The 18,273-nt window shown below is 61.7% G+C and carries 18 protein-coding genes; 5 read left to right on the top strand and 13 right to left on the bottom strand.

The genetic code is table 11. The features are described 5' to 3' along the window. Nucleotides 1–82: 82 nt before the first annotated feature. The 10 genes from ACS5Q1_RS15845 to ACS5Q1_RS15890 form a co-directional block, all read right to left on the bottom strand. Nucleotides 83–823, bottom strand: a complete 741-nt coding sequence (locus ACS5Q1_RS15845) for an energy-coupling factor transporter transmembrane component T family protein (RefSeq protein ID WP_473099117.1) — start codon at nt 821–823, stop codon at nt 83–85. Beyond that, a complete protein-coding gene (locus ACS5Q1_RS15850; protein ID WP_473099118.1) occupies nt 817–2,517 on the bottom strand; it encodes an ABC transporter ATP-binding protein in 1,701 nt (566 codons plus the stop codon). The genes ACS5Q1_RS15845 and ACS5Q1_RS15850 overlap by 7 nt, the downstream gene beginning before the upstream one ends. Beyond that, nucleotides 2,489–3,073: an ECF transporter S component gene (locus ACS5Q1_RS15855; RefSeq protein WP_473099119.1), complete on the bottom strand. Its 585-nt coding sequence runs from the start codon at nt 3,071–3,073 to the stop codon at nt 2,489–2,491. Before ACS5Q1_RS15855 ends, ACS5Q1_RS15850 begins: the two co-directional genes overlap by 29 nt. A gap of 37 nt (nt 3,074–3,110) precedes the next feature. Next, nucleotides 3,111–3,719 (bottom strand): YkoF family thiamine/hydroxymethylpyrimidine-binding protein, encoded by a 609-nt coding sequence (locus ACS5Q1_RS15860; protein ID WP_473099156.1) that lies wholly within the window; start codon nt 3,717–3,719, stop codon nt 3,111–3,113. A gap of 171 nt (nt 3,720–3,890) precedes the next feature. Continuing rightward, nucleotides 3,891–4,622, bottom strand: coding sequence for a ComEA family DNA-binding protein (locus tag ACS5Q1_RS15865; RefSeq protein ID WP_473099120.1), 732 nt, complete (start codon nt 4,620–4,622; stop codon nt 3,891–3,893). Nucleotides 4,623–4,808: 186 nt separating this feature from the next. Further along, complete coding sequence (locus ACS5Q1_RS15870) at nt 4,809–5,744, bottom strand: DUF5996 family protein (protein WP_473099121.1); 936 nt, start codon at nt 5,742–5,744, stop codon at nt 4,809–4,811. A gap of 170 nt (nt 5,745–5,914) precedes the next feature. Beyond that, entirely contained in the window at nt 5,915–6,193 is a 279-nt protein-coding gene (minE, locus tag ACS5Q1_RS15875) for a cell division topological specificity factor MinE (RefSeq protein ID WP_203440796.1), read from the bottom strand. Next, on the bottom strand, nt 6,190–6,999 hold the full coding sequence (gene minD, locus ACS5Q1_RS15880) for a septum site-determining protein MinD (protein WP_203440797.1): 810 nt from the start codon (nt 6,997–6,999) through the stop codon (nt 6,190–6,192). The genes minE and minD overlap by 4 nt, the downstream gene beginning before the upstream one ends. A 311-nt stretch (nt 7,000–7,310) precedes the next feature. Then, nucleotides 7,311–9,488 (bottom strand): hypothetical protein, encoded by a 2,178-nt coding sequence (locus tag ACS5Q1_RS15885; RefSeq protein WP_473099122.1) that lies wholly within the window; start codon nt 9,486–9,488, stop codon nt 7,311–7,313. Further along, the gene (locus ACS5Q1_RS15890; RefSeq protein ID WP_473099123.1) at nt 9,479–9,904 is read right to left on the bottom strand and encodes a hypothetical protein; all 426 of its coding nucleotides are present in this window, start codon (nt 9,902–9,904) and stop codon (nt 9,479–9,481) included. Before ACS5Q1_RS15890 ends, ACS5Q1_RS15885 begins: the two co-directional genes overlap by 10 nt. A gap of 210 nt (nt 9,905–10,114) precedes the next feature. Here ACS5Q1_RS15890 and ACS5Q1_RS15895 point away from each other — a divergent pair, with 210 nt between their 5' ends. From ACS5Q1_RS15895 to ACS5Q1_RS15905, 3 genes are read left to right on the top strand one after another with little or no spacing between them, the layout of a single operon-like run. After that, nucleotides 10,115–11,089 (top strand): ABC transporter substrate-binding protein, encoded by a 975-nt coding sequence (locus ACS5Q1_RS15895; RefSeq protein WP_473099124.1) that lies wholly within the window; start codon nt 10,115–10,117, stop codon nt 11,087–11,089. After that, nucleotides 11,089–11,895 (top strand): ABC transporter ATP-binding protein, encoded by an 807-nt coding sequence (locus ACS5Q1_RS15900; RefSeq protein WP_473099125.1) that lies wholly within the window; start codon nt 11,089–11,091, stop codon nt 11,893–11,895. Before ACS5Q1_RS15895 ends, ACS5Q1_RS15900 begins: the two co-directional genes overlap by 1 nt. Continuing rightward, a complete protein-coding gene (locus ACS5Q1_RS15905; RefSeq protein WP_473099126.1) occupies nt 11,892–12,665 on the top strand; it encodes an ABC transporter permease in 774 nt (257 codons plus the stop codon). Before ACS5Q1_RS15900 ends, ACS5Q1_RS15905 begins: the two co-directional genes overlap by 4 nt. 209 nt (nt 12,666–12,874) lie before the next feature. Here the strand turns inward: ACS5Q1_RS15905 and ACS5Q1_RS15910 are convergent, their stop codons facing one another. Continuing rightward, complete coding sequence (locus tag ACS5Q1_RS15910) at nt 12,875–13,858, bottom strand: hemerythrin domain-containing protein (protein WP_473099127.1); 984 nt, start codon at nt 13,856–13,858, stop codon at nt 12,875–12,877. 229 nt (nt 13,859–14,087) lie between these two features. Between ACS5Q1_RS15910 and ACS5Q1_RS15915 the strand changes: the two genes are divergently transcribed. Continuing rightward, complete coding sequence (locus tag ACS5Q1_RS15915; protein WP_473099128.1) at nt 14,088–15,095, top strand: threo-3-hydroxy-L-aspartate ammonia-lyase; 1,008 nt, start codon at nt 14,088–14,090, stop codon at nt 15,093–15,095. Nucleotides 15,096–15,380: 285 nt separating this feature from the next. Here ACS5Q1_RS15915 and ACS5Q1_RS15920 read toward each other — a convergent pair whose 3' ends face one another. Together ACS5Q1_RS15920 and ACS5Q1_RS15925 are read right to left on the bottom strand one after the other, a co-directional pair. Continuing rightward, a complete protein-coding gene (locus tag ACS5Q1_RS15920) occupies nt 15,381–16,064 on the bottom strand; it encodes a hypothetical protein (protein ID WP_473099129.1) in 684 nt (227 codons plus the stop codon). A 74-nt stretch (nt 16,065–16,138) separates the two neighbouring features. Next, nucleotides 16,139–16,921 (bottom strand): class I SAM-dependent methyltransferase, encoded by a 783-nt coding sequence (locus ACS5Q1_RS15925; RefSeq protein WP_473099130.1) that lies wholly within the window; start codon nt 16,919–16,921, stop codon nt 16,139–16,141. Between the two features lie 242 nt (nt 16,922–17,163). Here ACS5Q1_RS15925 and ACS5Q1_RS15930 point away from each other — a divergent pair, with 242 nt between their 5' ends. Next, nucleotides 17,164–18,267, top strand: coding sequence for an ABC transporter substrate-binding protein (locus ACS5Q1_RS15930; protein WP_473099157.1), 1,104 nt, complete (start codon nt 17,164–17,166; stop codon nt 18,265–18,267). Nucleotides 18,268–18,273 lie beyond the last annotated feature (6 nt).

Raw genomic sequence — 18,273 nt, forward strand, 5'->3', positions numbered from 1 at the left:
ACGATCCATCATCATAATCTTTGAAATTACTTCGAAATCTGAACTAGATTTCTGTTCAATGCACGTCTGCGAGCATGGCTGCTCAGATGCCGACAACCGTCCCAACACCGCATAGTCCTAACACCGCTAACGCGACGACGACAAAAGCCCCGTCGCGCTTATAAAACGCAGGCGCGTTCATGATCGTGCGCGGTGCATCGGGACTGAGACCCCTCGCCTCCATGGCAATCGCCGTGCGGCCAGCGCGGCGGATAGCGAAGGCGAGGAGCGGGATCACGAGGCCGATGAGCTCGAATGGGCTCGGGATGCGGCGCAGGCGGCACCCGGATTTCATGGCGCGAGCAAGCCGCATCTGCTGCGCCTCGCCGGCCAGATCGGGCACGAGCTGCATGGCTGCAAACAGCGAATAGCCGATGCGCGGCGGCAATCCGGCGTGCTGCATCAGGGCACGCACGAAGAGGCCGGGATCGGTGGTAAGCGCGAAGAATACGGAGATCATACCGCAGGCGAGCGCACGTAGGAACAGGGTAATGCCGGCCGAGAACTCCGGCGATGTGAGAAGGGACTCGTTCGCCATGCGCAGCGCGAAGTCGCTCTCCTGGCGAAACAGCAGGCTGGTGGTGAGAAAACCGAAGCCGAACAGGGCAAACGGCACCATCAGCGCGAGCAGCACCAGTGGTGAGGTGCGATTGAAGACGACGAGCGCGAGCGCCGGCGTCAGGATCGCAGCAAGCTGGAACCGCGGATCGAAGACCAGCACGGCGACGAGGAGCCAGATACAGCAGACCACAAGTTTCGACAGCGGATTGAGCGCCTTCAGCATATCTCGACGGCCTCCATCCGTGGCGCAACGGCTTTCAGCCAGCGCATGGCCGCAAGCGATGCAGGCTCGGCGAGCCCAGCGCGGGCAAGAAGCGCTGCATCGTGCATCAGCTTTTCCGTAGGACCTTCCGCCAGGATGCCGCCATCTCCGACCACGATGGAGCGCGGGCAGAGTTTTAACGCGAGATCCATGTCGTGCGTGATCAGCGCAATGGTGCGCCCCTTCTCGTGTAGCGCCAAGATCTCCTGCGTGAGAAGCGCTGCACCATGCGCATCGAGCCCAGCCATCGGCTCGTCGAGCACGAGGAGTGGCCAACGATCCGACAGGGTGAGCGAGGCCAGCGCGAGCTTGCGCTTCTGGCCCTGCGACAGCTCGAACGGATGGTTCTTGGCCAGATGCACAAGGTCCCAGGATTCAAGCGCAGCATCGGCGCGAACCGCCTTCTCCTCCGCTTTCATGCGCACAGGCAATGCGGTGAGCAATTCCTCGCGCACCGTGCCGGCAGTGAACTGGTTTTCTGAACGCTGGAACGCATAGCCACCGGGTGGACCTGTGCATTTTCCGGCTTTCAACGATAGGAGACCGGCGAGGCAAAGGCCCAGCGTCGACTTGCCGGCACCGTTCCGGCCCAGCACGCCCAGAATCTCGCCTTCGCGGATGGCAAGATCGATGCCGCGCAGCACCGTGGGGCCGAGGAACGGCGCACAATCGGCCTGAGTCAGTTGCACGAGCGTAGGCGTGTCGCGCAGGACGATAGACGGCATGGCAGAGGCGACGAAGGCCTCGACGGCCGGGCGGGCCTGATCGAGATGATCATTTGGAGCGCGCACAGGATCGAGATGCGTAAGCGCCTCTTCGATGGAGAGAGGCGCAACCGGGGCTGCGATGCCGACGCGCATCAACTCCGCATCGAGCGCGCTTGCGGCGGGGCACCAGATGCCGTGCGATTGCAGCAGCGCGCGCTTGTCGCGAAAGATTGCGCGCGGCTCGCCCTCGGCAATGATTGTTCCGTCGCGGCCGAGCACAATCATGCGGTCGATGGATTCGATCAGGCCGTCGAGCCTGTGATCGACGATGAGGATGGTCTGCCCGCCCTCCCCGCTCGTCAGCAGTGCATGCAGACGACACGCAGCCTCAGGAGCCAGATGCGCGGTCGGCTCATCGGCGACGAAGAGCGGTGCCCCCTGCACGAGGGTCGCCGCCAGTGCCACGAGCTGACGCTCGCCGCCCGAGAGCTGTGCGGAACGACGCTGGCGCCATTCCTCCGGCACGCCGACCTTTCGCATGGCCTCTGTGACCGCCTGCGCGATGCGCTCCGGCAGCAGGGCTCGGTTCTCGAGCGCGAAGGCGATCTCGTCCTCGACCCGCATGCCGCAGAGCGTCTGATCCGCATCCTGGAAGTATTGTGCGACTTGTGCAGCCCAGCCCCACGGCTTCTGCGTACCGATATCCTGACCGAAGAGGCGGATCTGTCCGCTCACCTCCGCCGGAATGCTGTCGGGAATGAGTCCCGTCAGCGTCAGCAGCAGCGTGGACTTGCCGGAGCCCGACGGGCCAAGCAGGAGAACCCGCTCGCCCTGCCGGATCGATAGATCTACAGGCCCGACCGCAGGGTGCTTGGCGAAGGGATAGAGGGCTTCAACCCCTCGCCACTCCGCGGCAAACTCAGGCGGCAGCGGAGCGCTTCTCGACATCGATCGCAAGGCCCGCGAGTGCGCCGGTCTTATAGAGCGCCTGCACGATGATGTGCGCAAGCCAACCGCCGAGCAAAGCGCCACTTAAGGTACGCAGCGCGAACATGGCTATGAGCAGCGTCGGCTGCAGCGCGCCGTAATCGAACCGGATCCAGGTATAGATGAAGGAGAAAACCGCGGCGCCCACACCGGCTGCCATCAGTACCGGCAGCGAATAATTACGCCAGCGCGTTGCGGCGAAGACCGCTTCCGCGCCTGCACCCTGGACGATGCCGCTGACGATGAGCAGCAATCCGGCAGGACTTCCCAGCAGCACCTGCACGGCGGCTGCCAGCACTTCGGCCGCAAAGGCGGCGCCCGGCTTGCGGATGATGGCGGCGGCCACCATCGAGGCGACGAACCAGAAGCCCATGAACACATCCATCGTCACGGGGCCGAAGGCCGCCTGTGCGATCAACCACACCTGTACCCAGCCGAGATAGAGCACGGCGAACACCGCGCCGATCACGGTGACGATGAGGGTCTCCCTCAATGTCCAGCCACGGGTCACGGACATGGCAACCTCCTTTGTGAGACGAAAGTCTTGCGAAAAATTACGCTTTGCTCGGGCTGTTCGCCGAGACCTTGAGATCGAGCGCGACATGGCCCTGCGGTGCACCGAAGCGCAGGAAGGCTTCGCTCAATGTCGCGAAGACCGAGCCCGCATCGCCACGCAGCTTGGTGCAGAAATTCTTCGAGCGATCGAAGACGCCGGACTTTTTCAGAAACTCGATGCAGCCGTAGATCTCGTCCATGTGGTGTCCGCTGCCGAGCGGATAGAGCGAGAATTGCGCAGCCACTATCTGGCCGGTCTTGGGAGCCGCCTCCACAAACCTTACGGCGGCAGCGATGCGCGCCTCGAGCGGCTGATCGTGGTTCGAGCCTTCAATCGGCGGGCAGATCGGATCGTCGGGCTCGCCCGGGCAGCCGCGCGAGACGGTGGCCGCCAGGACACAGTGAACGCCGCGGTGTGAGGCCGCGAGAAACAGATCGCGCATGGCCGGAAAGAGTTGCTCAGGCGGACCGACGATCAGCGTCGAGATATCGTCGGTCTCGATTCTGAAGTTGGGACGGTACGGCTCAAGTGCCCCGATAGCGCCGAGGATGACATCGACGAAATCGTCGGTCATCGGGTAGAGGGAAATCTGTGCGCCGGAAAACATCGTCACCTCGCTCCGCTGGCATTACCCAGATCAGCTTGAGGGTCCAACGGCTTCGCGCCGCCATCTCAGCCCCGGCAATACGGAGCACCCCTGTCAGATGCGACCTGCTTAGCACCTTTTCTCACAGCATGGCAAGCGGTCGCTTACAGTCACCACGTGGGATCAAGTTTCCTACTGAACGGTGACCTGATCCTTGATCCTCTCGTAGGCAGTGCGGCGCACCACCCGCTTCTTCACGAGATCTTCCACGGATTTGTACGGACGCCCTCTCATGATGGCGCGGCCGAGCGAGCCAGCACCTTTGAGCGTGTTCAACTGCTCGAGAGAGCCTTTGTTGAGATCGACGAGGGCAGAGGTCGGAGCTGGGGATGGAACGGAGGGTTGCGCCAAGCTCGCCTGCTGGGTCACGGTCCCCGTTAGGTTCATGTCGGTGCGAGGTGCAGGAGACGGCTTGGAGGGTCTGCTCTGGGAGGTTTGTCCGACGGTGGCCTCGAATTGTTTGAGGACGGCCAGGGACTGATCGCGAGAGATCTCGATTGAAGCGCGATCGATAGCGGGTTCGACCAGAGTCTCGTCAAAATCCTCCTCGTCGGCCGCCAGTGGAGGGGCAACGGCCGGCCGGTTCCTGAGCAGCGAAATCGGGGCGGATGGATCCGCATCGGCGACTTGGACGCGGTCGGTTCGATCGGGCGGGGGCGCGGGTCTCGGCTCTACGGTGATCGTCTGCGGTGGGGCGACGGCCACCATGCCGTCAGTGGTCGCGCCGAAGTCCTGGAACCGCCACAGGGCCAGCAGCCCTGCGCTCATGAGACCGATCACCAGCAGAACGCGCATGGCCTGAAGGGCCGCGTTGTCGTGCGGTTCGCGGGGCGTTTGGGTTCGGGACAAATCGCCAACCTGCATGGGATCCTCGCACATCTCATCGACGACGGAACCGTGATGTCGGTCAGGGCTAGACGGGGGATGTGGCGCAGGCGTGGCAATCAGGACCTGAAAAGCAGCTTCAACCGCGATTTTGAATAGGTGTGGATTTTTTGCACGCAGCCGGGGCCTGGGTGGGCAACGTCATCACCTTTCGAAAGTTTGCTTTCAGATCGCCCGTACCTGCGCAGGCGCGCCGATGGCGCATTCGAGCGCGGCGCGATCCCAGCTGCCCGCATCGGCTGCAGCGTTGTAGGTCGTGACGAGAAAGTCGAGCAGCACTGCATCCGGGTCATCCGCCTGGCGTACTGTATCATAGGGCAGGATGAACTCACCGAGCGTAGTGTCGAAGGACGCGCCGGGCGTGACTTTGGCGTCGCGGAAGCCCGGCGGCTCCGGATAGGCGTAGGAATAGAAGGCCGGTTGGGGAAAGGCATCGCTGCCGGGCCAGAAGCCTGCGCTCGAGACCTCGTGCGAATAGGCCTCGCGGGTGACAGCGTCCGGCAAACCGGGCACGCCCCCGGGATGCAGAGGCGCGGGACGCCCGGAAAAGCGCGTCACCGCGAGATCGAAGCTGCCCCAGAAGAAATGCACCGGCGAAGATTTTCCCAGGAAGCCGCTGCGGAAGAGGTTGAACACCCGGTCCACCTGCATGAGCGCTCGCCAGAAGCGCTGCGCGGCATCGCGATCGTAAGCAGCGTGAACCCGATCCTCGGAAAAGCGGATTGGATCGGGCAGCTCGTTCGGCATCTCGTTGATGGTAACCTTGATGCCGAGGTCGCTCAGGATGGCGAGGAGTCGTGAATAGAAATCCGCGACGCTTTGCGGCTGCAGTGGCAGCTCTCGTTCGTCCCCGCGACTGGTACGCACGCGCAGGAGATGGGAGATGAAGTCGAAATGGATTTCCAGAATTTCGTGGCCGGCGGGAATGGTCGAGGTGCTCAGTCCCCGCGCGGTGACATAGAGCGGCACCTGCCAGCCGTGATTGAGCCAGGGCGTGAGCGACAGCCGGATCTTACCTACGATCTGCGTCCAGAGCTGCAGCGTGGCCGCCGTGTCCCGCCAGACGGGATAAGGCAGTTCAGGCCAGGAAGCGTCACCCATCAGGCGCTCCTTTGAGAAACGGAACTCCAGCAAAACTAGAGCATCGTTCGGAGCGGACAACCGGAGCGGCTTAGGGAGGATGCAAAGTCAATAGACGCATCAATGCAGCAGGTGACTGGAGCGGTCGGCATTTCAAGAGAAATGCACGCCGCTCCAGGTGGCTTTGGCGATCATGCGGCCGGACGCATGCCAGCCGCGATGGCTGTCGGAATCTCGATATCGACCTCGAGCGTCGATACGGATGCGCCGCGATCCATCTTGATCTGCACGTTGTCCTGCGGAACCGACATGTGCTTGGCGATCACCGCCATGATCTCCTCACGCAGGATGGCCACGAGATCGGATTCGCCACCACCCACGATGGTGCGCTCATGGGCGAGCAGAACCTGAAGCCGCTCGCGGGCGACAGGCGCGGATGTGTTGCGCTTGAAGAAGCTGAAGAGGTTCATGCGGCCCTCCGGGAGAAGAGTTTGCTGAAGAGACCGCGCTGCTTCTGCACCTCGACGATGGTCTCGCCCTGTAGCTTGCGCACGGCGTCGAGATAGGCCCGGGCCGGTGCGGAATTCGGGCTGCCGAGCGTCACTGGTGCACCGAGATTCGACGAGCGCAGCACTTCCGTGCTCTCGGGAATGATGGCGAGAAGCGGAATGGAGAGGATCTCGAGCACATCCTCGACCTTAAGGATCTCGCCGCGTTGAGCGCGGGCATTGTCGTAGCGCGTGAGCAGGAGATGCTTTTCCACCTGCTCGCCCTTCTCCGCCTTTTCCGTCTTGGAATCGAGCAGGCCGATGATGCGGTCGGAATCCCGGATCGATGAGACTTCCGGGTTCGTCACGACGACAGCGACATCCGCATGACGCATGGCAAGCGTCGCACCGCGCTCGATACCTGCTGGACTGTCGCAGATGACCCAGTCGAACTTCTCGCGCAGGCCGTTGATGACGCGCTCGACGCCTTCCTCGGTGAGGTTGTCCTTGTCGCGGGTCTGGGATGCGGGAAGCAGATGAAGGGTCTCGATACGCTTGTCGCGAATGAGCGCCTGCTCGAGCTTCGCATCGCCTTTGACCACGTTGATGAGATCGAACACCACGCGCCGCTCGGCGCCCATGATCAGATCGAGATTGCGCAGGCCGACGTCAAAATCGACCACGGCCACTTTCTTGCCGCTCTGCGCCAGCGCCGCGCCCAGCGCCGCCGTCGAGGTCGTCTTTCCGACACCGCCCTTGCCCGATGTCACGACAAGTACTTTCGCCATCCTTGGTTCTCCTCACCCTACAAAGCTGCTCCTGCGACGGCATCACCAGCAGGTTCCCCGGAGGACCGCAGAACATGTTCGGAGAGCGGAGGCGGATCAGGCTGTCGCGGATTTCTTACGCCACGTGATACCGCTTATTCGGCGCCTCTTATGGTTACCGCCCGGTTAAGATTTTCTGCCGAAAGCAAGTTTTTTGTTGGAAAACCAAGGTTTTCCGCGCAATCGCAACGCTTTGACACCTGAATAGGATGATATGCCTTGAAAAGAAAAAGGGCGCCGATAGCACCCTCTCTTCGTCTTCGGAAGAGGTCCTAGTTGGCAGCGGCTCTCCAACGGGAGCTGAACTTGGAACCGATCTGCCACCGCTTCACATCGTCCTCAGAACCTTCGCATGGCAGGGTAAAAGCGTCCCTGAGGTAAGTGAACTCCGCATCGATGACGGCCCCCAGCAGGAAACAGACCGTGTCCCGCCGCCCAAGAGGTCTGTTCTGCAGCACGAACTCGGCCCGGACGACGACTGCCTCCACCTTGCGCTTGCTCCAGTCCGCATCGCCGAAATCCTCGACCGAGTAGGTCTTTGTCTCGAGTTCCCAACGATCACGCATTAGTTGCTTGAAGGAGCGCACAAACGGCGGGAAGAGCTCAGCGGCCTTGCCGAAGACACCGTCACCGCGCTTGTCGCCGCTCGCCTTCACCTCGGCGATAAACGTATCGACAATGCCTGCAACTTGATCCTGTGCTGCACGCGCGAAGGAGCGGTTGCGAGACTGCAGATCGCGCTCGATGTTCTCCCGCCTAGAGGCCTCGTCGAGAGCCCGCTGCTTTAAGATCGCTGCCTCCTGCTGCAGAGCCTTGCGGGCTTCCTCTTCCTTGGCCATGGCATTGGCCATTTGAGTAGCCTCAGCCTGGAGAACGGCCTTGATCTCCAGAGAATCGACCCACATCGGTGCCACGACATAGTCGAGACGCTCACGCTTCATGGCCTTGACGATTTCTGCAAGATCCGTGGCCGAGGCGTAGATCGCGTTGCACTTGCGGGTCTGGAAATCCGCAAAGGCATCGTCGAGGGACATCTTGGTGAAAGTGATGTTGTCGGTCGAAACGTTGAAGACGGTGCTCGTTTTGCCCAGAACCGCGATCCGATGTGCCTCGGAATCCTCGGCAACGGTCTGGCAGATACGTCCCTGACTCGGATTAGTGAGAATGAGACCGAAGCCGGAGCTCTTTCCGTTGAGGATCTGGGCCTCGAGGGCAGCCGAACTCATGACCTCGTTCTGCAGAGCCTTCACGACCTCCGGACCGGGGATCGACGCCAGCCGGCTGAAGGTGGTTTCGACCTTACGGACGACGGATGCAACATAACCCGGTGCCTGCGACAGGAGGCCAATGCGCTGGAAGACGATGACATCATAGCCTTCCATCGCGTCGATCGGGCAGGCCGCATGCGCAATCCTGACTCCCTGGATATCCAGCTCCTGCCTCTGGATCTGCGCCATAGTCAGGCGCTCCAAGTCCTTGATCCGCTCGACGCTGCGATCCTGGGCGAAGCAGATCGACGGGTTTCTGTCCTTAAAGACGAGGTCGCCCTTGAGGCTTTTCACGATGCGTCCGGATGCAGTGTTGTAGAGGAAGATCAGTTCCTCGTTGTCTCCATCGATCAGGAAACGCGTGCGCTCGGTGATGCCGAGCTGGCGGGCAAGCGCCGTCTGGGGATCTTCCGATGTCTTCGGTGTGTTCTTCTCCGTCCACACGACCATCGCCGACTGATAGTCGTCCTTCAGGTTTTTCGTGTCTATGAAACGGGAGAACTCGTTGTTCGCGCGATTAAGACCGTTGAGGTTCCGCTCCTTCAGGGCTTTGGCGAACTGCTCGCCGAACTTGGTGAGTTCAGCTGTGTGTGAAGAAAGAATATTACCGGTGATATAGGATTCGATGAAGGTGACATTCTTGCCTGCCTCCAGCGCCGCCTCGGAGATCCGGCGGTCGAGGGCCTGCTGCCGTTCGTCTGCGAGGCCCTTCATGAAGACGCCGAAGGTAGCATCATTCTTGAAGAACGCTTCAAGCGTCTTCTTTCCCTTGCGGGATTCTGCGAGGTTTTGAGAGTCAACGGCCGCCTTGGTCGCCACAGCACTCTTCGCGATCTCGGCGAGGTTTGCCGGACTGCCGCCTGCTGCGGCCCTGCCCTTCAGATATTGCGAGATATCATTCAGGAAATCCGCGATTTCCTGCATCTCCTTGCTCTGGCCCGATCCCCCTCCGGCAGCAGCCTCCGCTTCGGCCTGCTTAAAGCGATTGTAGAACTCGACAGGGACCCGCTGCCAGTTCGCCGAAGCCGACGTCTTGCAATAATGATTGCCATTGTCGGCACGCGCGCAGGTACGGAACCCGTCGAGCGAGAACTCCTGGGCGAGAGAGGTCGAGAGGAGGCCGTAGAAGCCTCCTCCGACGAGAGCAGCCGTCGCCAAGCGACGTGGGAGGCTCAGGCGCATTCTTGACGTTCCTCGGTCGAGGGCTTGCCCTGGAAGGTGATCGTCTCCTGGATCGTGCGGCAGGTCTTTCCGTCGGGCATCTTGTCGACCTTGGCGACTTTGATGGAGCCGGTGGCTTCCTTGCTCTTCCAGGTTGTCGTCGAGCCTGCCGGCTTCTTCACCGCAGTGTTCACTGCCTGCTGGCGCTGTGCCTTCGACGGGGCATCCATATTTGCGAGAATTTGGCCGAGCACCGCTCCAACGAGAGCGCCCGCAATGATACCTCCTGCCTTACCCCTCCCGACAGCTGCGCCAACGGCGGCACCGCCGGCCCCTCCCAGGAGAGCTCCAAAAGGATTTTGCTGAGCCTGCACCGGGACGATAGTTCCAAGGATTAGCGAGAAAACGACAGCAGATGTAGTGATGATTTTACGCATACAGGCCCCCATTCCTATTTTGTGCCTCATAAAAGCCTATATCTCGCCACACGGGAGACACAATAAGGGGAACCCCGAGGTTGTGTTGTTTCATTGCAAATCCGCCGTGCCGAATTGCATAGAGTGATACCGGCCACCTCATAGATCTCTCTTCATTGACCTTCGAACCTGCGCCCCTAGCCTTGTTTCGTTGTCACTGGAGGTCTCCCGATGCGGCACGGACGGCGAATTCTTCTCTTGTCAGCGTTATCACTGGTTGTGGCGCACGCGCCGGTTCGCGCACAGCAGGCCACGACGGTGCGCGTCGGGCATTTTCCCAACATCACCCATGTGCAGGCCCTGGTGGCCCGCGCCTTAGAGCGGCAAGGCCGCGGCTGGTTCGGTGAGCGGCTCGGGCCTGGAGTGAAGATCGAGTGGTACACCTATAATGCCGGCCCTAGCGCCATGGAGGCGATTTTCGCCAACTCGCTGGACCTGACCTATGTGGGCCCCAACCCGGCGCTCAATGCCTATGCCCGCTCCCGGGGGGATGAGATCCGTGTCATCGCGGGTGCCGTGAACGGTGGCTCCGCGCTCGTGGTTCAAGGGGATTCCACTCTATCGAAGCCCGCCGATTTCAAGGGCAAGCGCATCGCTACCCCCCAATTCGGCAACACACAGGACGTAGCGGCCCGGGCATGGCTGGTGGCTGGCGGACTGCGCATCACGCAGACCGGCGGCGATGCGCAGGTTCTGCCCACCAGCAATCCCGATCAGCTCTCCCTGTTCCAGGGCAAGCAACTCGATGCGGTCTGGACCGTGGAGCCCTGGGTTTCGCGGCTCGAATCCGAGGCCGGCGGCAGGGTGCTGGTGGAGGAGAAGGATGCCATTACCACGATCCTGGTCTCAAGCTCGGCTTTTCTCGCCAGGAACCGAGATCTCGCCAAACGCTTCGTCGTCGCCCATCGCGAGCTCACCGACTGGATCCAGAAGAACCCGGATGAAGCGCAGCGTCTCGCCCGCGAGGAATTGCAGGCGTCCTTCCGCTTCGACATGTCGCCGGAACTCGTCGCACGTGCCTGGAGCCATATGGTGATTACACCAGATACGTCACGGGAAGCCTTCCAATCCTTCGTGACCAGCGCGCAGCAGGTCGGTTTCTTACGCGGCACACCCGATCTGTCACGCCTGATTGAGGCGCCTTGATGGAGGTATCCCGTCTGGATTCCATCACGGCTGCGCCTGCGAAACTTCTCGTGGAGAACGTGTCCAAGCGCTTCACATCATCGCGTGCCACCGTGCAGGCGCTGGATAACGTATCCCTTACCGTGACGGAAGGTGAATTCGTTTGCCTGATCGGGCCCAGCGGATGCGGAAAGTCCACTCTCCTCGACATCATGGCGGGCCTGACCATGCCGGATTCAGGCCGCGTGCTCGCCGACGGCAAGCTCGTGGAAGGTCCCGGACGACAGCGTCTCGTGATGTTCCAGGAATCCGCCCTGTTTCCCTGGCTCGATGCGTTCGGCAATGTGATGTTCGGGCTGAAATTGCGGCCGGATCTGACTCATGCGGAGCGCAAGGACATCGCCAATCATTTCCTGCAGCTCGTTGGTCTCGAAAAATTCAAGCGCGCGCATGTGCACGAACTCTCGGGCGGCATGAAGCAGCGCGTTGCGCTGGCCCGCGCGCTTGCGCCTGATCCGCAGGTGCTGCTCATGGACGAGCCCTTCGCCGCGCTCGATGCGCTCACCCGCGATCAGCTCTACGACGACATCCAGCGTATCTGGATGGAGAGCCGCAAGACCATCGTGTTCGTGACGCATAACGTGCGCGAGGCGGTGTGCCTGGGAAATCGCGTCGTGCTCATGTCGCCGTCGCCGGGCCGCATCTCGCAAGTGTTCGAGATCGATCTGCTGCATCCGCGCGACATCAACAGCCCCGACCTTGCCGGCTATACATCGACGATTGCATCCGCTCTCAAAGGCACCTTGAAAGGAACGGTGTCCGAATGAAACGCGTGGCCGTCGCACTCCTTTTCTTCGCTGTTCTCATCGGCCTATGGGAGCTCGCCGTGCGCAGCGGACGCTGGTCTATCGTCCTTCTTCCCTCGCCCATCTTCGTTGGCGAATACATCTGGGCTGCACTGCTCGACGGAACGCTTCTCGAATCCACCTGGGTTACGCTCAAGCGGCTTCTGGTCGGCTATGCCGCTGGCGTCCTCATCGGCCTGCCACTGGGACTTCTGACCAGTACGTCACAGGTTTTCGAAGACACCATCGGAGCGTTGGCTCTCGGCTTCCAGACCTTGCCGAGTGTATGCTGGGTGCCGCTCGCCCTCGTCTGGTTTGGCCAGACCGAGGGCGCGATGCTCTTCGTCGTCATCATGGGCACCGTATGGTCCGTGATTATCGCCACCGATCACGGCGCACGCAACATTCCGCCGATCTATGCCCGCGCGGCGCGCACCATGGGGTCGGAGGGCTTTCATAAATGGACACGGGTGATCCTCCCCGCCTCGCTGCCCTTCCTCGTCAGCGGCATGAAGCAGGGCTGGGCCTTCGCCTGGCGTTCGCTGATGGCGGCGGAGATCTATGTGACGATCCTCACCGGCTTCGGCCTCGGTCACCTTCTGCATTACGGACGCGAGTTGAACGCCATGGAGCAGGTCATCGGCATCATGATCGTGATCGTAGTGATCGGCCTCCTCGTCGACCGGCTGCTGTTCTCCCCATGGGAGCGCTTCCTGCATCGGCGCTGGGGAACGAATGTAAAGGAAGCATAGCTCGGCCGAAGAAGAACCGAGAGCAGATGGAGTCTCTCTTCCTCCAAGATATAGTTGGACAAACGCTGTCATTCCCGGCCGGAGCGCAGCGAAGGGGAAGGGAATCCATAGCGACCGAGCCCGTGAGTGGATCCCCTTCCCCCGCTACGCTTGGCCTGAGGATGACAACCTGTGCCGTTATGTCCGGGCTTGACCCGGCCATTCGTTTCTTACCGCGCGTCCTGTTTCGGCGATCCTGATGAATCGACACCGCCTGTCTGAGGGGCGCCCGAGGATGCGGTGCTGCCCGCGGGAATCGTTCCACCCGGCTGCAACGGGGTCGAGATCCCGGATGGCGCGCGTGGCGGATGGGCCGAGGAGAACCAGGTGTCGTCCGAAGGGCTCCCGCCCGCCGCTGGAGGCATCGCGCCGGCACCGTGAAGCAGCGCATCATCGCCCGAGGTCGATTCCTGTTGGCCACCCGTCCGGTATGTCCGAGCCTCGGGGGATGACCGTCTCATCGCGCTGCGGCGGAATCGATCCGGGTCGCTTTCGAACCTGCCCCTCTCGGACAGGGGGCGCGGTTCGGGATACCAGGGCTCCCCGCGCATCGGCCGGGTCTGCCGCGGGCGCGGGCGGTGAGAGCGGGTTGCGTTCCACAGGAGCGCGCCGGCCCCGATGGCAGCAAGCCCTGCGAGAACGCCGAACACAGTCCCTGTGGGCAAGCCATAGCGGCTCGGCATCATGGCTTGCGGCATATGCCAGCGCTCCGCCTCATAGGACGCAATGCGCTCGCGCTCGTAGCGGCGCCACAAATGTTTGAGCTCTTCCGGCGAGAAAGCGCTGCGGGCGACGATCATCACGCCGTTTTCCTCGAGCGTGAAGGCATGCCGGATCGAGCCGGTGAGATCCTTGAAATCCGCCGCCCAATCGGCGCTGTTCTTGTCGGGGCGGGCGGCGAGCCGGTCGAGCTCGCGCAGGATCTCATCCTGCTTGCCCTGAAGATCGGCCAGATAAGCCGCCGTGCGTTCGTGCCCGGACAGGACCGGATAGAGCACGTTCTGCTGCGCTGCAATATGGCGCTCCAGTTCGTCCTGGAGGTCGGTGAAGAGTTCGGCACGGCTGTTCGGTCCGCTGCCCGTAGCGCGCAAAACCTCGCGGCAGAGCTCTTCGATATTCGCGTGATCCGCTACCACCATCTGCCACAATTCCATCGGAGGCCTCCTGTCATGCCTTGATATGCATGAACGGCCGGAGCGGATGGGCTGTTCCGTTGGCGATGGTCTTTGGCCCAACCTAATCCAAAAGACCTCCCGGCTCTAAAAAAAGCCCCAAAGGTGACAAGGATTGTGCACACTTGGTATGGACAAAAATGAAGCAGTGCCTTGCGCGGTTGGGGGTGCGAGGGTTACCCGAAGCTTCGAAAAAGAGCGTGAGTGACCGATGAACGTGCAGACCCCGCAAAACTTCGAGCCCGTGGCCCCGGCCTCGGTGAACCTGCCGACCTATGACGACGTCGTCACAGCGGCGTGGCGCATCAACGGGGTGGCCCATCGAACACCGGTTCTCACGTCCCGCACCGCCGATGAGCGCACCGGCGGCAGGCTGTTCTTCAAGGCTGAGAATTTCCAGCGTGGCGGCGCGTTCAAGTTCCGCGGCGCGTACAACGCCATCGCACGGCTGTCCCCCGACGCGAGGGAGCGCGGGGTTGTCGCGTTCTCCTCAGGCAACCATGCTCAGGCCATCGCCTATGCCGGGCAGCTGCAGGAGGTGCCGACCGTCATCATCATGCCACAGGACGCGCCGGCCATGAAGGTCGCCGCCACCAAGGGCTATGGCGGCGAGGTGGTGCTCTACGACCGCTACAAGGAAGATCGCGAGGCCATCGGGCGCAAGCTTTCGCAGGAACGCGGCTTGACGCTCATCCCGCCCTACGACCACGAAGACGTAATCGCCGGCCAGGGCACCGCGACGAAAGAGCTGATCGAGGAGGTCGGCCCGCTCGACATGCTGCTCGTCTGCGTCGGCGGCGGCGGATTGCTCGCCGGTTCGGCGCTCGCCTCCAAGGCGCTCTCGCCCGATTGCCGGATATACGGCATCGAGCCGGAGGCCGGCAATGATGCGCAGCAATCCTTCCGCACGGGTTCCATCGTCAAGATTCCCGTGCCCGCCACCATCGCCGACGGCGCGCAGACGACCTATGTCGGCAACAAGACCTTTCCCATCATGCGCGCCCTCGTGGACGACATCCTCACCGTGTCGGATGCGCAATTGGTGGACGGTATGCGTTTCTTCGTCGAGCGCATGAAGATCGTGGTCGAGCCCACCGGTTGCCTCGCGGCCGCAGCCGCTCTCCACGGCGTCGTGCCCTGCAAGGGCAAACGCGTCGGCATCATCATCAGCGGCGGCAACGTGGATCCAAGAACGCTCGCGGGATTCCTGGCGGGCTAGAGGAGCCTCGCACCCGTTTTTCCAATGTCATTCCTGGCCGGAGATGGCGGAGCCATCGGAGAGAAAGAAAATCCATGGCGCTGAACGTGTGCGTAGATCCCCTTCCCTCGCTTCGCTCGCCGGGGATGACACCCTCCACGTCATGGCAGTCCGCGGACTTGATCCGGGGCTCAGCCCCGGCCATCCCGATCATGTGAAACGCCGCGCCTCGCCCCATCGAGATCACCGGCACAGGGCCGGTGATAACGGGGAGGATGTTGGATGCTCGCGTTGGAACATTGCACATCAAGGCCCGACACGCACGACGACGGCAATCCCATCGTGATCGCCGGTCGTGAGCTTGGGATTGCCGATCAGCGCGTTGCCAAGATCGACGAAGCGGCTCACCTCGTAGTCAGTATGCCGATCGAGACGCTGCGTGAAGTCGTCCCGTGCCCGGTTGAACGAACCATAGCTATGTGGCGGATCGCGGAACGGGTCGATCTCCTCGCGGCTGAAGGCTGCGGTGAAGAGATAGCCCTGCTCGAATTCATGTGGGCCGAAGATGCGGCCGTGATTGTTGCTGACCTCGAAGAGATCGTTCGAGAAGGCATCGTCCCTGCCCTGCGGCAGCTGCGGATAAAGCCGCCCGGCTATCGAGCCCTGGTAGCCTGTCGAATGACCGAACCGGATGGGGTATCCGGCACGGACGGCGGCACTCAGCAGCCTCGCCTTCGCGTCATCGGCGGATGAGGCACGCTGATCGATGATGATGACGTTGATCGGCTCGCGCAGGTTCTTGCCCTCATAGATCTCGCCGAGCCAGTCGGAGGGCACTCCTTTCGCGGTCAGCATCCATTTACCGATGGCAGGCAGGCCTTCCGGCGTGGCGACATCACCATCGGAGCTCTGCTGCGCACGCGCGTCGAACGCGATCCCGCCTGTCAGCGCAGCATAGATGACGAAAAGCTTGATCAGGCCCTGTTCCATATGCCTTCTCCCGATGCGCTCTTCATAACGGGAGCATCAGGAGAGCACGATCCGGCCCGCGAGGCCATGGCTTTTCAGGTGGAGGCTTTTACCGCCAGAACCGCGTAGCGGTGTTGCGTTGCGCGCTCGAGCCCCTTGAGCAGCGGCAGGTTCTTTGCCTGCGCACGATGGATTGGCTTGAGGTCGCGGTCGATGACGGTTTGCGCAAAGCCTGCTTCGCGCAGCAGCCCCGCCACCTCCTGCGCCCGCGCTCCCTTGGAAAAGTAGACACGACTCAGGATCCGCTCATGGGTTTCGCGCATGGCATTGGGCGCATGTGGATTTCCGGCGAAGCCCGGCACCAGCTTCTCGACGAACCGGATCATGCGCTTGACCAGCGTGTCCGATACGAAGTCGCCGTCGACGATGAGAAGCCGCCCGCCCGGCTTGAGCAACGAATGCCATTCGCGGAAGGCCGCCTTCGGATCGACCAGCGTCCACACCAGATGGCGCGTGACGAGCACGTCGTAGCTATCCGGCTTTTCCAGGGTGCGCTCCGCATCACCCATGACGAAGCGGATATCGGCACCGCGCTTGGCCGCCTTGGTTCGCGCCTGGTTCAGCATCGCCTCCGACCAGTCGATTCCCGTGACGTCGAAGCCGAGACCGTGTAACAGATGGGAAATGACACCCGTGCCGCTGGCGAGATCGAGCGCTCTGCGGCCCTCACCCGTCCCGAGATGGCGCAGAAAAAGATCCCGCCACGCCTGCCGCTCCGCCTCCGTGAATATCTCGTGCCCGACCTGCTCGTCGAAGGTCGGCGCACGCAAAGACCAGTAGTCGCGGATCTCATCCCGGAGAGTGTAGTTCGAGTTCATCGAAGGACCGTGAATGCAGGTGATTTTCGGCGTTGCTCTAGGCACAAATCGGCGAGCCGTCAAATTATAATTCTTATAAACTATAGAATAGAATTATTATAAACTATGCCAATACTGATCCTCATTATAGTAATTCTAAAAGATATTCCTTGCGTGGCAACTATTGGAGACATAGGGAAGGCACGCTTTCCCTAGATGCGAGGCGCGTTATGCAACTCTCCAAACTGGCTTTCGGCGCCGCAATGGCGCTCGTCGGGCTCCTGCCCGTTCCCTCCCATGCGGCCGACAAGATCACGGTGACCGACATTACTGGTCGCCAAGTCGAGGTAAAAGCGCCTGCTGAGAAAGTAATCCTCGGAGAGGGGCGGCAGATGTATTTTGTCGCCACCCTCGACACGGATCAGCCCTTCAAGCGCGTGGTCGGCTGGCGCGACGATCTGCAGAAGGCCGATCTCGACGGCTACAAGGACTATCTCGCCAAGTACCCGCAGATCGACAAGATCCCGACCTTCGGCGGTTTCAAGGAGGGCACCTTCGACGTCGAGCAGGCCGTCTCGCTCAAGCCCGATGTGATTCTCCTCAACATCGAAGCGAAGACGGCGACCGACGACGCCAAGCTCATCGAGAAGCTCGCCAAGATCAACATCCCGGTCGTGTTCGTGGATTTCCGCGAGAAGCCGTTCGAGAACACCGATGCGAGCATGCGCCTGATCGGCAAGCTGTTCGGCAAGGAGGCGCGCGCAGAGGAGTTCATCGCCTTCCGCAAGCAGCAGATTGATCTCGTGACCGAACGCCTCGCCAAGGCCAACCCGGCGAAGCCGGTGGTGATGGTGGAGCGTGCAGGCGGTTATTCCGACGATTGCTGCATGTCCTTCGGCAATGAGAATTTCGGCAAGTTTGTGGAAGTCGCAGGTGGCCAGAACCTCGCCGCCAAGATCATTCCCGGCACCTTCGGTGTCGTGAATCCCGAGCAGATCATAGCGTCCAATCCGGATCAGGTCATCGTCACGGGTTCGAACTGGGAACTCTATGTTCCCGGCGGCGCCTGGGTCGGCGTCGGCTCCGGCGCTGACAAGGCGAAGGCGCGCGAGAAGCTCGCTGCGTTGATGAAGCGCCCCGCCTATACCGGCGTCAAGGCGGTGAAGGACAACAAGGTCCACGCGATCTGGCACCAGTTCTACAACAGCCCCTACCAGTTCGTCGCCATCCAGGCGATGGCCAAGTGGCTGCACCCGGATCTGTTCAAGGACGTGGACCCTGAGCAGACCATGAAGGTTCTCTATGAGCGCTTCCTGCCGGTTCCGTACAAGACCGGCTACTGGGTCTCCCTCACCGACAAGGAATAGGTCCTT

This window comes from Microvirga sp. GN3 (genome assembly GCF_055792825.1).

What these genes read in the sequence shown, in the direction of transcription:
- ACS5Q1_RS15870 (WP_473099121.1), bottom strand. Translation starts at nt 5,744, where the DNA reads ATGGGTGACGCTTCCTGGCCTGAACTGCCTTATCCCGTCTGGCGGGAC.
- ACS5Q1_RS15885 (WP_473099122.1), bottom strand. Translation starts at nt 9,488, where the DNA reads ATGCGCCTGAGCCTCCCACGTCGCTTGGCGACGGCTGCTCTCGTCGGA.
- ACS5Q1_RS15895 (WP_473099124.1), top strand. Translation starts at nt 10,115, where the DNA reads ATGCGGCACGGACGGCGAATTCTTCTCTTGTCAGCGTTATCACTGGTT.
- ACS5Q1_RS15860 (WP_473099156.1), bottom strand. Translation starts at nt 3,719, where the DNA reads ATGTTTTCCGGCGCACAGATTTCCCTCTACCCGATGACCGACGATTTC.
- ACS5Q1_RS15905 (WP_473099126.1), top strand. Translation starts at nt 11,892, where the DNA reads ATGAAACGCGTGGCCGTCGCACTCCTTTTCTTCGCTGTTCTCATCGGC.
- ACS5Q1_RS15845 (WP_473099117.1), bottom strand. Translation starts at nt 823, where the DNA reads ATGCTGAAGGCGCTCAATCCGCTGTCGAAACTTGTGGTCTGCTGTATC.
- ACS5Q1_RS15910 (WP_473099127.1), bottom strand. Translation starts at nt 13,858, where the DNA reads ATGGAATTGTGGCAGATGGTGGTAGCGGATCACGCGAATATCGAAGAG.
- ACS5Q1_RS15855 (WP_473099119.1), bottom strand. Translation starts at nt 3,073, where the DNA reads ATGTCCGTGACCCGTGGCTGGACATTGAGGGAGACCCTCATCGTCACC.
- ACS5Q1_RS15920 (WP_473099129.1), bottom strand. Translation starts at nt 16,064, where the DNA reads ATGGAACAGGGCCTGATCAAGCTTTTCGTCATCTATGCTGCGCTGACA.
- ACS5Q1_RS15915 (WP_473099128.1), top strand. Translation starts at nt 14,088, where the DNA reads ATGAACGTGCAGACCCCGCAAAACTTCGAGCCCGTGGCCCCGGCCTCG.
- ACS5Q1_RS15900 (WP_473099125.1), top strand. Translation starts at nt 11,089, where the DNA reads ATGGAGGTATCCCGTCTGGATTCCATCACGGCTGCGCCTGCGAAACTT.
- ACS5Q1_RS15865 (WP_473099120.1), bottom strand. Translation starts at nt 4,622, where the DNA reads ATGCAGGTTGGCGATTTGTCCCGAACCCAAACGCCCCGCGAACCGCAC.
- minD (WP_203440797.1), bottom strand. Translation starts at nt 6,999, where the DNA reads ATGGCGAAAGTACTTGTCGTGACATCGGGCAAGGGCGGTGTCGGAAAG.
- minE (WP_203440796.1), bottom strand. Translation starts at nt 6,193, where the DNA reads ATGAACCTCTTCAGCTTCTTCAAGCGCAACACATCCGCGCCTGTCGCC.
- ACS5Q1_RS15925 (WP_473099130.1), bottom strand. Translation starts at nt 16,921, where the DNA reads ATGAACTCGAACTACACTCTCCGGGATGAGATCCGCGACTACTGGTCT.
- ACS5Q1_RS15890 (WP_473099123.1), bottom strand. Translation starts at nt 9,904, where the DNA reads ATGCGTAAAATCATCACTACATCTGCTGTCGTTTTCTCGCTAATCCTT.
- ACS5Q1_RS15930 (WP_473099157.1), top strand. Translation starts at nt 17,164, where the DNA reads ATGGCGCTCGTCGGGCTCCTGCCCGTTCCCTCCCATGCGGCCGACAAG.
- ACS5Q1_RS15850 (WP_473099118.1), bottom strand. Translation starts at nt 2,517, where the DNA reads ATGTCGAGAAGCGCTCCGCTGCCGCCTGAGTTTGCCGCGGAGTGGCGA.